Origin of the sequence: Novosphingobium mangrovisedimenti, from assembly GCF_025153475.1 — a bacterium.
GTDB lineage: Bacteria > Pseudomonadota > Alphaproteobacteria > Sphingomonadales > Sphingomonadaceae > Novosphingobium > Novosphingobium mangrovi_A.
The window spans coordinates 1-13,167 of the sequence record NZ_JANZXA010000002.1; the positions used below are offsets into that span (position 1 = coordinate 1).

The window sequence follows — 13,167 nt, forward strand, 5'->3', positions numbered from 1 at the left end:
CCGCACCCAAAACCAAAAAGGAAAAATCACCCGCTTGACCCAACCCCCGCATCGCGGGAAACACACATCCACCCGGGTCACTTCTCGATGAAAATCCCGGGTCAACTCTCAGCGGAAATCAACAGGTTCACGCCTTCCCCTGCGGCGTCGGTCGCCACCAACACGCGGACGTCAGGATCGGAGCGGAATAGTGCCTGGAGGCGCCGCCGTTCGTCGCGATGAGTGCCGCCATGGATCGAGACGATCGCATCGGGATTGCCCAGCACGCCGGCTATCCGCGCCTGAAGATAGTTCAGGGTGTCGCGGTGTTCGGAGAAGATGATGATCTTGCGCTGACGTCCCGAAGCATCGCGCATTTCAGGATGGTCCTGAAGGATCTTCGAAAGCTCATCCCATTTGCGGTCCTGGCCGGACGCGACGACAACCTTTGCTTGGTCTTCGAGCCCCTTCAGGATGACAATCTCAGCTTCCAACTCGACGACCGTCTTTGCGGCTGTCGCGTCATCGATCAGGCTTTCTTCGAGGTCTTCCTGCTCCTCGGCGCTGAGGTCATCATCATCCTCGGGGATTCCTGGATAGGTCTCGGCTTTGGCCTGGCGGCCCTTGATCCCGAGCTTCTCGTCGCGAAGCCTGTTTTCTAGCCGCTCACGACGGCGCTTCAGCGACTGGAAGATCGCTTCGGGGCTAGACGCAAGACGCCTTTGAAGCGCTGTGAGTGCAAAGCCGACAGAGCCCTTGCGCGCCCCTTCGAGCTGATCCGCCTTACCCATTTCGGTCTGCACGTATTCCGTGACGGCTTCGTAGAGAGCTGCTTCAATCGGAGAGAGTTCGTAATTGACGGTATATGCCTTGCGCTCAGGAAAGAGCGGGGTCCCGTCAAACTTGACAAGCTCTTCCTTGACCATCCGGCGCATGAGGTCGGATGCATCGACTTTGTGCACACCGTCACGAAACTTACCGTAGAAGCGGTCGGAATCGAGCAAGGACAGAAAGAGCTGGAAGTCCTCCTCCTTGCCGTTGTGAGGCGTCGCCGTCATCAAGAGCAGGTGGCGCACATGAGCGCCTAGCTTTTCAGCAAAGCGGAATCGTCCGGTCTTCTCGAGCTTGGAGCCAAAATAGTGCGCTGAGAGCTTATGGGCTTCGTCGAAGACGGCCAGGTCCCAACCAGGTGCGCAGAGCTTTTCCTGCAGCTCCTCGTTCCGCGAGAGTTGGTCGAGCCGCACGATAAGGCGAGCGTAGTCGTCAAACGGATTACCGCTCGGGGAGGTCTGCTCCATCAGGCTGGAATAGACGTGGAACTCGAGCCCAAACTTTTCATATAGTTCGTCACGCCACTGTTCAACGAGACTGCCGGGCGCGACAATCAGAATGCGATGCGCGTCGGCTCGCATGATCAGCTCGCGGATGTAGAGCCCCGCCATGATCGTTTTACCGGCACCGGGGTCATCTGCGAGGACAAATCGCAATGGCTGACGAGGCAGCAATGATTCGTAAACAGCGGTGATCTGATGAGGGAGAGGGTCCACGTTTGAACTGTGGACCGCCATCATGGGATCAAACAGGAATGCGAGATCGATCCTTTTGGCCTCGCAAGTCAGCTTGAATGCATCACCATCGCCATCGAAGGAAAATGGCCGCTCTGTTGTCGCAAGCTTAATCAGTTCCTCGTCGACACGGCCAAGCATCCTCTCCTTCATGGAGCCGTCCGGGGTGCGATAAATGAGCTGCACCGAGCCCTCGCCAAGCGGTACGATCGCGACAACCGTCACGACTTCGCTGGGCTCCACGCCGGATAGGCTTTGGCCCTGTGCCAGCTCCTCGATCTTCATTTCCTGTCCTTCTGCTCATCCAAGAGCGATTGCGTTGGATGGGCCTCTACAAAGTCGCGCATAAACTCACGAAGCACCTGCGCCGCGGGCTTGTCCTGCGCCTTGCAGGCAGCCAAGAACTGCTCCCGCAGCTCCCTCTGCACTCTGATGCGAAAGCCAGAATCCTTCATGATGATCTCTGTGTATCCAATGGATGCACATTTGGGTAGTGCAAACTCGGGGCTGGCACCAGAGCAACCCACTTTGGATGACCGGATTTCTCGCTGATGTGAGCTCTCGCCAAGAGCCGCTGGCGAGCCCGCCGCGGCGCCAAGGCTTGGTTTCAGGACCAGCCTCTCAGGCTCGCCCGGCTTCATGGCAACGCAGCAAAGTCACTTCTGCGGTACGGATGCACCATGGCGGCCAGATCGGCTGGCTTGATGACCTCCACGCTGTCGCCCCAAGCGTAGAGGTGCCAGCTCATCTCGAGGTGACCGGACGCCTTGAAGCGCACCAGCATTGATCCATCATCCAGGTGCTCGATCTCCTGGCTGGGGTGGAACTGGAACCTTGCCGCCCGATCGGCCGCTTCGGACGAAAATTTCCAGATTACCTCCCCGTACTCAGCCTCGTGATGATATGATCCGAAGGCACGGGTCGCGTATTCTCCGAGGTCGAATTCGTCCGGATAAGTGAAGATCCTGGTCTGGACCTGGGCCTCCATGATGTCTTCGACGCGGTAGTGGCGGTAGCGTCCATCTCGCTTGGCCGTATCGATACCGACGAGATAGCGACGCGAACCCAGGAGCAGGCCAAGTGGCTCGATTGTTCGCCAACTCGGCTTCGCGTCCCCTCTGCCTTGGTAGTGAATTCTCAGTTCGAACGGCCCCTTCAGCGCCTCCGAAATGGCGAGGTCGACGGCTTCATTCATCGACGGGCGCGGGCCAGGTCTTGCGGCAAAGCCCATGGCTTCGAGCAGGGCTTCTTCGTCGGTCGCCAGACGGAGTGTGCGGTCGCTGGGAATGAGCGCGCGGACCTTGCGCTCAAGGCTGCGCAGCTGAATGGCCTCGCCGTTCATGTCGACCCGCTCGAGTTCGGTGATCGCCGACTTGAGGCTGACGAGCTCTTCCGCCGACGGGGTCAGTAGCGGCGCGACCGCCCGAGACGGCAGGCGCCAATAGTGCCGTCCGTCGTCACCCACATAATGCTCGGTGGCTGGAAACGCCTCTTCCAGCGCCGCGATCATGCGCTGTGCCGTCCGTCGGACACCGCCGAATTCTGCTTCCACATCGCTGAGACAAACCCCCTGTCGGGACGTGGCCATCATTGCGAGACGCAAGAGATCCACCGCCTTGGCAAATGACATAGAGGTCCCCCATGACAGTTTCTGTCACCCCGGTGATTTAGACACAACTCATCACCAAGGGAAAGGACGATCAAATGTTTACGCACCACGCCGAAGCCCGCATGCAGCAGCGCGGGATTTCTCAGCAAGCGGTCGACGCCCTGATGGCATATGGTGAATACCGTCGCCACCGGGGCGCTGAGGTTTGCTTTTTCACCCGGCAGAGCCGCTCTCACATGCTCAAGGACATGGGTAAGTCGGCATTCCTGAAATTAGAAAAGGCGCTGGACGCGTACCTCGTCGTCGGTGACGATGGAGCGATCATTACTGCCGGCCATCGCCACCATCGGTTGAAATTCTGACAATTAACTCTTTGGCCGGGCTTGGACGCCATTACGTGTTCGGGCCGCTAGTCAAAGAAAGATCCGGAGAGCGGCCTTATCAATCGGCACGCAGGGATGTCTGAGTGGAGGCGACAGATTTTGTCATCCTGAAGTGCTAGTGGACCGGATGCATGGTGGGAATGAAGGGGGCATGACGTAGTTCAATGAGTTCTGGCAGCCGGCAATTCGGCCTTTCCAAATCAAAAATCACCTCCTTCGAGCAGTGCCCGAAGCGCTTGTGGCTACAGACGCATCGGCCTGACCTTGCAGAGCTCGATGCCGGTGCTGAGGCGCGCTTCGCTGCTGGTCATGAAGTGGGGGATGCGGCCTGCTCGTTATGTTCCGGCGGCATAATGATCGAGGCCGAACCGGATCTTGCCGCTGCGCTTCAGCGCACCCAGGAGCTCACGTCCGCCTCGGCCAAAGCTCCATTGTTCGAGGCGACCTTTGCCCACGATGGTGTGCTTGTCCGCGTCGACATCATGGAACCCGACGGCCTTGGGGGCTGGCACGTTTCCGAAGTGAAGAGTTCGACGAGCCGGAAGGACTATCATGTCGCTGATCTGGCGACCCAGCTCTGGGTGCTGCGTGAGGCTGGGATCCAGGTGAGTTCAGCTGCCATCCGGCACCTCAACAACCAGTTCTTCCTGACCGAGGAAGGCAACTACAATGGCGCATTCGTGGATACGCCGTCGCTGGAGGATGCCAAGCCATTGGCCCTCAAGCGCCCAAAGCTGGTCGCGGAAATCCGGACGGTCCTTGGCGGGGAAGAGCCGGCTCGCGATCCCGGCGATCATTGCCATGATCCGTTCCCCTGCGAATTCGTGGCCTATTGCTCGCGCGATCTGGAAACGGCGCGGTATCCGGTCTCCTCGCTACCTCGAACGGGCCGGCAACTCGCCGCCAAGTGGGCCGAGCACGGCATTGTCGAGCTCGAAGATGTCCCGCCTGGCAGTTTCACCAATGCCATCCACGCGCGCATTCATGAAGCGACCTTGTCGGGCATCCCCTACCACGATGTGGATGGAGCGCGGCGGATCATCGGGGATTGGGTATATCCCCGAACCTATCTCGATTTCGAGACAATCGCCTTTGCCTTGCCTCGCTGGCTCGGAACCAAGCCCTGGGAACAAGTCCCCTTTCAGTTTTCAGCGCACATCGAGAATAGCGAAGGGCAGTTCACTCATCGTGAATTCTTGAGCCTGGATGGCAGCGATCCTCGCCGCGCCTGCGCCGAGGCACTGGTGGCCCAGATCCCGCAAGACGGGACCGTCATCGCATACAATGCAGCCTTCGAGAGGACATGCATCCTCCGGCTGGCGGAGCAGTTTTCGGATCTCGCCGAGAATCTCAAGGCCATTGCAGCCCGCATCGTCGATCTGCTGCCGGTAACCCGAGAGCACTGGTACCACCGTGACCAGGGCGGCAGCTGGTCCATCAAGGCCGTTCTGCCGACCATTAGCAATAGCGGCGACTATGCCATGCTGGATGTTGCCGATGGCTCTGCAGCGCAGCTTGCCTATCTCGAGGCAATTGCGCCGGTCACGACCGAGGCCCGGGGCGCTGAAATAGCGCAATCGCTCAGAACTTACTGTGCAAAAGACACATTCGCCATGGTCGAAGTGGTTCGCCACCTCACGGATACAAAATAGACTGCAACCGCTGCACCGATCCGTTCAAAGAATTTTGAGAAAGCACTGATGCAAGAAGCCGAATTTCGAAAGTGGATGGTGGATCAAGGTCATTCCTTGTCTACACAGAACACCCAGGTTCAAGATGCGAAGCGTCTTGAGGCGCACTACGGCGATCTCGACGAAGCCTATGACGCAGATGGCCTGGAAGGCATCAAGGCAGAACTTGCCTATTCGAAGGCGGACGAACGTGCAGGCCGGGAGAACCCAGCTCGCTTTCCGATTGACGGCAATCTCTATGCGAACCTCTCGCACTACCGCTCGACGCTGAATTACTACATCCAGTTCCGCTCGGGGACTGCGGGTGACGGGTTCGACAGTGTCGATGCCGAGAAGCGGATCGCGCTCTTTGATGATTCCAGAACGGTTCACTGGCCCATTCGTCAAACCAACCGGCAGTCGGGGGTCAAAGCGTTCCGGATCATGGGCGCTTCGAACAAAACCGAAGATGCCATCGAAACCGACGATGTCTTGGCGGTGGCTCGGGCGCTGTTCAAGGAGCAGCGTTTGGTCCGGGTGCTGCGGTCCAACAATGGTCGTCGGCCCTATCTGGGATACGGCAAACAGAAGCTGACTTCCTATGAGATCGACCCCGAGATCGCCAAGGCTCTGGGCATTCCCGCGAAAGGGTCGATCCACGGTAATGAGCTGATCCTTGACGCCGCCGTGCTTGCGGACCTCAAGGCTCGCTTCCTGCGGACCTACCCAGATTTTGAACCGGAAGGATTTGCCGGCGCGACCTCGCAAGTCTTCAGCGATGTCATCAACTACAAGCGGGAGGCTGTCGCCAAGGTCGCGGCGCTCATGCAGTCTGAGCCGCCGCTGGCGACCGAGGCGTTGGGCGGCGCCATGTTCGACATCCTGACGGGTATCGATCTTCCCGGATGGCGGACCAACAACCGTCTGGCTGCCATTCGCCAGCAGCATCCGAATGTTCTTGAACGGGCAGCAGCCCAATTGGCCCGCTCAAGCAATGACCCGCCGGCGGCGGCCAAACAAATGGTCGACGCGATCTGGCCCGTCCTCCTGGAGGGCCAGGAGAAGAGCAAACCCTACTCGGAGAGCCGCAATATCCCCTCGATGTTCTTGGCGCTGGTCAGACCGCGCGAGGCTCTGGGCATCAACACCGACCCGCTGTCGAGGGCTTACAAGGCTTTGGTTCACAAGCCGCTGTTCGGCTGGAGCCCGCTGTCAGCCGAAGAATATGCCGAAGTGCTCCGCTTCGCGCACAAGCTCTACGAGGAAATGGTCGGTTGGGGATGGCAGCCCCGAGACCTGTGGGACGTCCAGAGCTTCCTCTGGGTCGTGAGCCAGGAAGACCAAGCTGCCGATGCAACGCAAGAAATTTCAGAAATGAGGCCGTCCATGCCAACTGCAACCAACTTGATCCTTTACGGGCCTCCGGGAACGGGAAAGACCTATGCAACGGCAGCCGAGGCCGTGGAAATCTGCAACGGTCCAGGATCGGCGCAGCTTGGCCGCAAGGAGCTGATGGATGTTTATCAGTCGCTCCATCGCAAGGGGCGCATCGGCTTTGTCACATTCCACCAGTCCTTCTCTTACGAAGAGTTCGTCGAGGGACTGAGGCCCGTCACGGGGGAGGAGAGCGACGATGGTCCGGCCAGTGGAGGGTTCAGCCTGAAACCCCACGACGGCATCTTCAAGCAGATTGCCAATCTTGCCTCGGAGAACCGTGGCCATGCGGTCGACGCCGAGAAACCGCTGCTCGATCGAAGCCAGAAGATCTTCAAGATGTCTCTCGGGCGAAGCTGGGCGGCGGAAGATGACGCAATCTTCCAGGACGCAATCCGTGATGGGTACATTGTCCTGGGGTATGGCGGCGACGTCGATTGGTCCGATCCCCGCTTCGATAAATGGGAAGCGATCAAGGAACGGTGGCGCGAGGATCATCCCGAGGCGACCGGCAACGATCCCAACATGTCCCAGATGTATGCATTCAGGATCAACATGGAAGTCGGCTCCCTGGTCGTTGTGTCGGACGGCAACAGGAAATTCCGGGCGATTGGCGAGGTCACCGGGGGCTATCGTTTTGTTCCCGGTCCCAACGGCGAATATAACCATCGCCGATCAGTCAAGTGGCTGTGGCACTCTGATGAGAGCCTCCCGCGCGAACGCATATACGGGAAGACCTTCAGCCAGGTATCGGTCTACCAGCTGAACAATCGCTACATCGACTGGGACGCCCTGGAACAGATCGTCACCTCGGGTGGCGATGCGGTGGCCACCACGGGTGTACCCGAGCCCTATGTGCTCATCATCGACGAGATCAACCGCGCGAATATTTCGAAGGTTTTCGGTGAACTCATCACCTTGCTCGAACCGGACAAGCGGATCGGGGAGGAAAACGAGCTTCGCGTGAAATTGCCCTACTCGGGCGAGATTTTCGGGGTGCCGTCGAACCTTCACATTATCGGCACGATGAATACGGCGGATCGCTCCATCGCCTTGCTCGACACCGCTCTGCGTCGGCGCTTCACCTTCCGCGAGCTCATGCCAGACATTGAGGCGCTGCCTGAGGATGTCGATGGCATTGCGCTCAGACAGCTCCTTGCCGCTCTCAACGAGCGCATCGAGTACCTCTTCGACCGTGAACACCAGATCGGGCACGCCTATTTCATGGGGTGTCAGGCCCGATCCGATGTCGATGAGTGCATGCGGCACAAGGTTATCCCGCTCCTCGCCGAGTACTTCTACGAGGACTGGTCCAAGGTCGCCGCCGTGCTTGGCGATACGACCGGCGAGCGTTTCTTGGAACGGCGGGAACTGAAGGCCCCCAACGGCCTCGACTCCGATGGCGATGCTCCGGCTCGTTGGCGCTGGCAGGTCCGGCAGCCGTTCGCAGAAGACGCCTACAAGGGCTTCGCGTGATCCGGCGATCGCTCCTCGAATGGCAATCGCTCGCCTATGGCGAGGGTGAGGAATGCATCCCTGCATGGGCAGCAGACAGGCTTGTCGCCGTTGCGCGCCGCTCCCCCTTGGCCGGTAAGAATGGCAAGGGAATCCTGGAGCATGGCCGGCATGCCCTTGGGGCTCGTCAGGTCGTGGGCGTGATTGTCGCTGATGGGTGTGCGCTGGAAATCCTGCCCAAGATCGATGCCAAGCCTTCAGAGAGCGATCCCGACAATCGCGGCTACTTGCGGGATCGCCTGGTGCATATGCTGGCCGTGGCGCTCGATCTGGAGATCGACAGCGGCACCTTGACGGCGCTTGGGTCTCAACGCGACACATTGCTCGAAGTTCTGATCGGCCTGTTTTCCCGAAAGCTTGCCGACGCCCTGCGTCAGGGCATGCCGCGTCGCTACATGGCCTGCGAGGATGAATTGCCCGCGCTTCGCGGGCGCCTTGATGTGGTGCGGCAGTTTACGCGTCTCGCCGCTTCGCCGCAGCGTCTCGCCTGCCGTTTTGACGAGCTGTCGCCTGACACCCCGCTCAATCAGATCATGAAAGCAGCTGTTTCCCGGTTGCTGCGCGTTTCCAACGATGCCGATAACCAACGCCGGCTGGCTGAGCTGGGCTTCGCCTATGCCGACATTGCCGATGTTCCGGTAAGCGGGTTGCGCTGGGATGACGTCCATCTCGATCGCACCAACGCGCGCTGGAAGGAGCTGATCACCCTAGCCCGGCTTCTCCTCGGCGACCGGTTCCAGACGAGTTCGATGGGCCGGCAGGACGGCTTTTCGCTGCTTTTTGAAATGAATACCCTCTTCGAGGAGTATGTCGGGCGCCTGCTCAAGCGCGCGCTCTCGGGCACAGGATTTAGCGTCAGCCTTCAAGGCGGACGTCTCTTTTGCCTCGAGAATGAGACCGATGGCCGTCAGGTGTTTCAGACCAGGCCCGATATTCTGGTGAAGCGTGGCAACGAGGTCGTGCAGATCATCGACACCAAGTGGAAGCGGATTTCCTCCCGGATCGACGATCCCAAGCAGGGAGTCTCCCAAGCCGACGTCTATCAGATGATGGCCTATGGTCAGATTTACCACTGCAACTGCCTCAGCCTGCTCTATCCGCATCACTTCGCACTGGCTGACAACCCTGGCGCTCTGGCGTCGCACCGGATCGGCGCGGATCAGGCCCGGCTCCACACGATGAGCGTCGAACTCGGCTCCCGGCAGGCCGTCATCCAACAATTGCGGCAGCTCACGCTCGAGTTTGCCGAAGCTGAAGTGGGCTGAGTTTTTCGGGGGCTATATCGTGCAAATTCAAAATGGAACGCCGCGCCTCAGTGCTACCGACCTGGTGGGATATCTCAACTGCCGGCACTTGACCCAGTTGGAGCATGCGGCAGCGCGCGGCGAGCTTTCGCGTCCGAAATTTTTCGATCCAGCCCTCGAAGCGCTCTGGGAGCGCGGCAAGCAGCACGAACTGGCCTATGTGGACCATCTGCGCGCCCAAGGCCTATCATCCGTTGTGATCGACGGTGTGGATATCACCGAGGAGGCTGTCGCTCAAACCATCGCCGCTATGCAGGCGGGCGTTGACGTGATCGTCCAGGGGGCCCTGCGAGGCGGATCCTGGGCTGGCCGTGCCGACATCCTGCAGCGCGTCGAGACCCCAAGCGACCTCGGCGATTGGTCCTATGAAGTCGCCGACACCAAGCTCGCCCGGGAAACGAAGGGCGGCACCGTCCTTCAGCTCTGCCTCTACTCCGAGCTCATCGGCGAAGTGCAAGGCACCATGCCGGTCTTCGCCAGCGTCATCCCACCCTGGACCAACTTTGAACCGGAGCGGTATCGGCTGGCCGATTTCGCCGCTTATCATCGTCAGGTGAAGCAGGGATTGCTTGGAGCGATCGGAACCGACAAGCCCGCACAGACCTACCCGGAGCCGACGTCAAACTGTGACATCTGCAATTGGAGCACGCGCTGCGACAAGCAACGCCGGGATGACGATCACCTGTGTCTCGTGGCGGGTATCTCCTCGATGCAGATCGCAGAGCTCAGGGATCACGGCGTCACCACGGCAACGGCGCTGGCTGAACTGCCGCTGCCCCTGCAATGGAAACCGGAGCGCGGCTCGAAAGAATCTCTGACCCGCGTCCACGAGCAGGCCAGGATCCAGCTTGAAACCAGAGTCAGTGGCGAACTGCGCTACGAGCTGTTGGCGCCGGTGGCAGGTTTCGGCCTCAATTGCCTGCCCGAGCCTTGCGAGGGCGATATCTTTCTCGACTTCGAAGGGGATTCCTTCGTCGGCCAACATGGGCTGGAATATCTCTTGGGCTTCCACTTCCACGAGAAGGGCGAGCCACAGTACCGCGGGCTTTGGGCGCTAGATCGGGCTGGCGAGAAGGCAGCCTTCGAGACATTCATCGATTTCGTGCTCGAGCGGAAGAAGGTCTTCCCGCAGCTCCATGTCTACCACTACGGCGGATACGAGCCGGGCGCGCTCAAGCGGCTGATGGGTCGATATGGCACGCGCGAAGACGATCTGGATTCGCTGCTGCGTGGCCTTGTCTTCGTCGATCTGCTGAGCGTCGTCCGCCATTCGCTGCGCGCGGGCGTCGAGAGCTATTCCATCAAAAAGCTCGAGCCGCTTTACGGCTTCGTTCGCGACGCCAGCCTTCCCGATGCCAACTTGGCGCTCAACCGGCTGCAGGTGAGCCTCGAACTGAACGACGCGGCGGGAATTCTGCCGGAGGATAAGCAAACCGTCGAAGCCTACAACCGCGACGACTGTGTCTCGACCGAGGCTCTGCGCGATTGGCTGGAGGCCGAACGCACCAAGCTCATCGATCGAGGCATCGAGGTGACAAGACCGGAGCCAGGTGAGAGTGGGCCCAGCGAAGGCCTTTCCGAATGGCTCGAGCGGATCACGCCGCTGATTGAGCAGCTGACTGCCGACGTCCCTGTCGATCCGGAGGAGCGCAGCGCAGAGCAACATGCGCGTTGGCTCCTTGCCAATCTTCTCGAGTGGCATCGCCGTGAGGAAAAGGCGACATGGTGGGAATATTTCCGCCTCAGCGACCTCTCCGCAGACGAGCTCATCGACGAGCGCGCCGGTCTCGCAGGTCTCGCCTTTCTGGCAACGGTCGGCGGCACAGCCAAGTGCCCGATCGACCGCTACAGCTTCCCGGTTCAGGAAGCCGATGTCCGCGCAGGCAAAGGGCTGAGAGCGCAGGGCGGCCAGACGCTGGGCACCGTTGAGGACATCTCAAGGGAACAGCGCACCATCGACATCAAGAAGGCCTCGGCCATGGCCGACGAACATCCTGCCGCCGTCTTCGTACATGAGCATGTGCCGTCCAAACCGATGCAGGAATCGCTGGTCCGACTGGCAACCCATGTTTGCGAGCATGGCATGGACGAGGGAGAAGCCTACCAGGCGGCGCGCGACATGCTGATGCGCGTAGCGCCGCGCATCGCAGACGGCAGCGCCGTGCGGCGTGACGGTGAAAAGCCCCTCGATGCGGGCGTGCGCATCGGCCCGCTCATCTCAGCAGGCGTGTTGCCAATCCAAGGGCCTCCTGGCACCGGCAAGACCCACACTGGCGGGCACATGATTTGCGAGCTTGTCCGGCAGGGCCATAAGGTCGGGATCGTGGCCAACGGTCATGAGGTGATCCGCAACCTTGTGAACAAGGTCATTGAGGTCGCCGAGGAGACCGATACCCCCCTGATCTGCATCCAGAAGCCGAAGGCCGGGTCCAAGGAGGACGCGACCGACCGGCTGCGGTTCGCGAAGAAGAGCAATGCGGAGGTCTTCGCCGCGCTCAAAGCGGATTGCAGCCTCGCAGGAGGAACAGCATGGCTGTGGTCGACGGAGGATGCCTTCGAAAGTCTCGACGTTCTCTTTGTCGACGAGGCCGCGCAGATGTCGCTGGCGAATGTGCTTGCCGTTTCGCAGGCGGCCAAAACGCTGGTTCTGCTCGGAGACCCGCAGCAGCTCGACCAGCCCATGCAAGGCAGCCATCCGGATGGCACCGGCTGCTCTGCGCTCGACCATTTGCTTTCGGGCAAGCAAACCATCGCACCCGACGAAGGTCTGTTTCTCGACGTCACCTGGCGGCTGCATCCGGATATCTGTGCGTTCACGTCCGAGCTGTTTTACGAGGGCAAGCTCGGAGCGAAGGCGGAAGCGGCCGGGCAGCGGGTGAACGCCAAGGGCATCGCCAATGGCACGGGTCTGAGGTTCCTGCCCGTCGAGCATTCCGGCAATCAGAATTGCTCAACCGAAGAGGCTGACGTTATCGCCGAACTGGTCTCCGACATACTGGCACAGGGTGCGACCTGGATTGATCGGGAGGGGAACGAAAAGCCGCTCGGGATCGCGGACATACTGATCATCGCCCCGTACAATGCCCAGGTGTTCGAGATCCAACGCCGGCTACCCCAGGCGCGGGTCGGGACGGTGGACAAATTCCAAGGCCAAGAGGCGCCGATTTCGATCTATTCGCTCGCCAGCTCCTCGCATGCCGATGCGCCGCGCGGGATGGAGTTTCTGTACAGCCTGAACCGATTGAACGTTGCGACTTCACGCGCAAAATGCGTCACGATCCTTGTCGGCTCTCCGCAAGTTTTCGAGGCCGAATGCCGCACGCCTCGTCAGATGCAACTCGCGAATGCCTTCTGTCGGTATCTTGAACTCAGTTCATGAAAATGCCGCCGAACATCGCTTGGCACCCATGATTTTGTGTGTCAGAATCGCTGCATTAAGCCCGGAAATCTGCGATAATGCAGCGATTTTGGAGCAGCCTGCCTGCTGAATAGGTGCCCTATGTTGAAGTCATCCGACGACCCTGTTGCGACTGAGGACTGGAAGGGTCTCAAAGAGATCGACCGGGCCATCGCGGAAAATCGCCTGACTGCGTACACCTGGAAGAAGACCTGGGCCGATCCGTGGGGGCGCGCCGCCATGGTCACGGTCTTCACGTTGCTCACAGCGTACATCATTTTTGTGATTATCAACGATTTGATCCTTTAACG

Annotated in this window: 9 protein-coding genes; 6 read left to right on the forward strand and 3 right to left on the reverse strand. The window is 59.9% G+C overall.

The genetic code is table 11. The annotated features are described in order from the left end of the window. Positions 1-101: 101 nt before the first annotated feature. The 3 genes from NZK81_RS03575 to NZK81_RS03585 form a co-directional block, all read right to left on the reverse strand. On the reverse strand, positions 102-1,829 hold the full coding sequence (locus NZK81_RS03575; protein WP_260043963.1) for a DEAD/DEAH box helicase: 1,728 nt from the start codon (positions 1,827-1,829) through the stop codon (positions 102-104). Beyond that, the gene (locus NZK81_RS03580; RefSeq protein WP_255308807.1) at positions 1,826-1,999 is read right to left on the reverse strand and encodes a hypothetical protein; all 174 of its coding nucleotides are present in this window, start codon (positions 1,997-1,999) and stop codon (positions 1,826-1,828) included. Before NZK81_RS03580 ends, NZK81_RS03575 begins: the two co-directional genes overlap by 4 nt. A 182-nt stretch (positions 2,000-2,181) precedes the next feature. Then, a complete protein-coding gene (locus NZK81_RS03585) occupies positions 2,182-3,174 on the reverse strand; it encodes a helix-turn-helix transcriptional regulator (RefSeq protein ID WP_260043968.1) in 993 nt (330 codons plus the stop codon). A gap of 74 nt (positions 3,175-3,248) precedes the next feature. Between NZK81_RS03585 and NZK81_RS03590 the strand changes: the two genes are divergently transcribed. From NZK81_RS03590 to NZK81_RS03615, 6 genes are all read left to right on the forward strand, one after another. Beyond that, positions 3,249-3,515 (forward strand): DUF4258 domain-containing protein, encoded by a 267-nt coding sequence (locus NZK81_RS03590; RefSeq protein WP_260043970.1) that lies wholly within the window; start codon positions 3,249-3,251, stop codon positions 3,513-3,515. A gap of 185 nt (positions 3,516-3,700) precedes the next feature. Further along, entirely contained in the window at positions 3,701-5,188 is a 1,488-nt protein-coding gene (locus NZK81_RS03595; RefSeq protein WP_260043972.1) for a DUF2779 domain-containing protein, read from the forward strand. A 48-nt stretch (positions 5,189-5,236) separates the two neighbouring features. After that, entirely contained in the window at positions 5,237-8,116 is a 2,880-nt protein-coding gene (locus NZK81_RS03600) for an AAA family ATPase (RefSeq protein WP_260043974.1), read from the forward strand. Further along, positions 8,113-9,420, forward strand: a complete 1,308-nt coding sequence (locus NZK81_RS03605; RefSeq protein WP_260043977.1) for an McrC family protein — start codon at positions 8,113-8,115, stop codon at positions 9,418-9,420. The genes NZK81_RS03600 and NZK81_RS03605 overlap by 4 nt, the downstream gene beginning before the upstream one ends. Next, positions 9,398-12,838 carry a TM0106 family RecB-like putative nuclease gene (locus NZK81_RS03610; RefSeq protein WP_260043979.1) on the forward strand — a complete coding sequence of 1,147 codons (3,441 nt, stop codon included), beginning with the start codon at positions 9,398-9,400 and terminating at the stop codon, positions 12,836-12,838. The genes NZK81_RS03605 and NZK81_RS03610 overlap by 23 nt, the downstream gene beginning before the upstream one ends. Before the next feature lie 120 nt (positions 12,839-12,958). Then, positions 12,959-13,165 carry a hypothetical protein gene (locus tag NZK81_RS03615; protein ID WP_030540248.1) on the forward strand — a complete coding sequence of 69 codons (207 nt, stop codon included), beginning with the start codon at positions 12,959-12,961 and terminating at the stop codon, positions 13,163-13,165. The last annotated feature ends 2 nt before the right edge of the window (positions 13,166-13,167 follow it).

Coding starts and splice junctions, on each gene's coding strand:
- NZK81_RS03580 (WP_255308807.1), bottom strand. CDS start 1,999: ATGAAGGATTCTGGCTTTCGCATCAGAGTGCAGAGGGAGCTGCGGGAG.
- NZK81_RS03590 (WP_260043970.1), top strand. CDS start 3,249: ATGTTTACGCACCACGCCGAAGCCCGCATGCAGCAGCGCGGGATTTCT.
- NZK81_RS03575 (WP_260043963.1), bottom strand. CDS start 1,829: ATGAAGATCGAGGAGCTGGCACAGGGCCAAAGCCTATCCGGCGTGGAG.
- NZK81_RS03595 (WP_260043972.1), top strand. CDS start 3,701: ATGAGTTCTGGCAGCCGGCAATTCGGCCTTTCCAAATCAAAAATCACC.
- NZK81_RS03585 (WP_260043968.1), bottom strand. CDS start 3,174: ATGTCATTTGCCAAGGCGGTGGATCTCTTGCGTCTCGCAATGATGGCC.
- NZK81_RS03615 (WP_030540248.1), top strand. CDS start 12,959: ATGTTGAAGTCATCCGACGACCCTGTTGCGACTGAGGACTGGAAGGGT.
- NZK81_RS03600 (WP_260043974.1), top strand. CDS start 5,237: ATGCAAGAAGCCGAATTTCGAAAGTGGATGGTGGATCAAGGTCATTCC.